Below are 2,090 nucleotides of genomic sequence, written 5' to 3'. Positions count from 1 at the left end.
CGCGCGGCAAGGAGATATATTGCCAGACCGGAGGGGCGCCGGGGGCGGGAATCTGGGCGTACACATTTCCTACACATATAAGGACTCTCGGCTGGCTGGGTGAATATAAGAGGGGACCTCGTTTCCGAGATCCCCTCTTTCGCCTATCTACAGTAATAGACTCTTAAATACCTTATGCCAGCAGCTTGCGACCGGACTCTTCAATCGCGTCAAGTGCTGCATCAGCTTCGGCGGCATCCGCGCCCTTGGCAAAGATATACAGCTTGATCTTGGGCTCGGTGCCGGAAGGACGGACGATACCCTTGTTGCCACCCTCGAGATCGAACTCAATGACATTAGCCTTCGGCAGGCCGTTCACGCAGGTGTTGTAGTCCACGACGGCTTCAATCTTGGAACCGGCGAGCTCCGCGGGCGGGTTCTCGCGCAGACCGGCCATGATGCCGGCCATCTTTGCCGCACCCTCAGCACCCGGATAGCTCAGCGAAATCGTCTTATTGTGGTAGTAGCCATACTTCTCGTACAGCTCGTGCATCGCGTCGGCGAGGTTCTTACCCTGCAGCTTGTAATACTGAGCCATCTGGCAAATCAGCAGCGAAGTGCTCACGGCGTCCTTGTCGCGCACGTGATCACCAGCCAGATAACCGTAGCTCTCCTCAAAACCGAAGATAAAGCGATCGACTTCACCGGCATCGGAAAGCGAGGTAATGATGTCACCGATGTACTTGAAGCCCGTCAGGCAGCGACGGAGCTCAAAGCCATATTCCTCGGCCAGAGCATCGACCATGGCGGAAGAAACAATGGTAGTAACCGCGACCTTCTTAGTGAGGTCCTCGCCGCGGGCGGCACGGGTCTTGCAAATATAGTCGAGCAGCAGGACGCCCATCTCGTTACCGGTCAGCAGCAGATAGTCATCGCCATTCTTAACGGCAACACCAACACGGTCGGCGTCGGGATCGGTCGCAAGCAGCAGATCGGGGTGAACCTGCTCGCAGAGATCGATGCCCTTCTGCATGGCCTGTCGGATCTCGGGGTTAGGATACGGGCAGGTCGGGAAATCGCCGTTAGGTTCCTTCTGCTCGGGAACAACCGTGACATCAGTGATGCCAGCGCGCTCGAGCACCGTGGTGACGGGAATGAGGCCGGTACCATTCAGCGGCGTATAGACAAGCTTGAGCGGTGCGCCGGCAATCTCCTCGGCAGAAAGATTCGTAACGCCGCGAGCGAGAACGGCGTCGTAATAACGCTCGAGGCACGAGTCATCGATCCATTTGACCAGACCCTGCTCAAGAGCCTCATCGAAGTCCATGGACTTCACACCGGTGAACGTATCGGTCTCGGCGATAGCCTTAGAAATTGCATCGGCGGCCTCGCTGGTGATCTGGCAGCCGTCGGGGCCATAGGCCTTATAGCCGTTATACGGTGCCGGGTTATGACTAGCGGTCATGCAAATGCCACCGGAGCACTTAAGATCACGGACGGCCCAGGAGAGCGTCGGCACAGGAGAAATCTTGGGATAAACGAGGGCAGTCACGCCGTTTGCTGCAAGAATGGCAGCCGTCGTCTTAACGAACAGCTCACCTTTATTGCGGCTATCGCGAGCGATGGCAACCGTTGGATGCTCGAAGGTCGCATTGAGGTAGTCAGCGAATCCCTGGGTCGCACGACCGACCGTATAGATATTCATACGGTTAGTGCCCGCACCGATAGTGCCGCGAAGGCCGGCAGTACCGAAGGCGAGATCTTGGAAGAAAGCATCGGTGATGGCGTCCCCATCACCCTGCTCCTTCATCGTGTTAAGCTCAGCGAGGAGCTCCTCGTCCTTGACATTGGCAATCCAAGTATCAAGCAGCTCATGAACATCTGCCATGTGAGTCCTTCCGTCACAATCAATAAAACGACCCGTGTAAAAACAGGACAAGCGCAGCAGTGCGCTAAAGCAAATATTAGTCCATTGAGAATAGAGAACCGACCAAAGAACGGTGAACGTCTATATTCAGCGGTGGATGATTAAATTGATTTAATTGCATAAGGAATGTTGCCCGTAAACGCAAAAAAGGGGGAGGCCGCGAGGCCTCCCCCTTCTTCAATCT

Annotated in this window: 1 protein-coding gene; it reads right to left on the bottom strand. The window is 55.6% G+C overall.

The window, feature by feature from the left end; genetic code table 11:
- Positions 1-172: 172 nt before the first annotated feature.
- Positions 173-1,867: a phospho-sugar mutase gene (locus CHY22_RS09790; protein WP_089573692.1), complete on the bottom strand. Its 1,695-nt coding sequence runs from the start codon at positions 1,865-1,867 to the stop codon at positions 173-175.
- Between the last annotated feature and the right edge of the window lie 223 nt (positions 1,868-2,090).

Origin of the sequence: Collinsella sp. TF06-26, assembly GCF_002232035.1 — a bacterium.
Lineage (GTDB): Bacteria > Actinomycetota > Coriobacteriia > Coriobacteriales > Coriobacteriaceae > Collinsella.
The sequence above is the reverse complement of the archived record's forward strand: the minus strand, read 5'-3'. Positions and strand labels throughout refer to the sequence as shown.

Excerpts from the sequence above, each read along its gene's own strand:
- CHY22_RS09790 (WP_089573692.1), bottom strand. The coding sequence starts at position 1,867 with ATGGCAGATGTTCATGAGCTGCTTGATACTTGGATTGCCAATGTCAAG.